Origin of the sequence: Secundilactobacillus mixtipabuli, from assembly GCF_002217925.1 — a bacterium.
Lineage (GTDB): Bacteria > Bacillota > Bacilli > Lactobacillales > Lactobacillaceae > Secundilactobacillus > Secundilactobacillus mixtipabuli.
Genome location: NZ_BCMF01000082.1, coordinates 1 through 236 on the forward strand (window position 1 = coordinate 1; position 236 = coordinate 236).

General features: G+C 42.4%; 1 protein-coding gene. It reads left to right on the forward strand.

Annotated features, from left to right (window positions below; all coding sequences use genetic code 11):
* Positions 1 to 236 (forward strand): transposase (locus IWT5_RS12095; protein ID WP_143443119.1); only part of this gene is annotated, 236 nt, incomplete at both ends.

The following is a 236-nucleotide window of genomic DNA, read 5'->3' on the forward strand; positions in this document are numbered from 1 at the left end:
CGTACCCTAAATTGGTCGGTACTGTGTTTCCCAATGCGATTGTTCTCATTGATCGATTTCACATTGTAAATGCCCTCAGTCGGGCATTTACCAAGACCAGAATCCGCATTATGAAAGTCTTACCAACTTCTTCTCGCCAATACCGCACTTTAAAGCGTTACTGGAAATTATTATTACAGCCGGTAGAAGACGTTGACTATACCAACTACCATAAATGGACCGGCTTTTCACACATG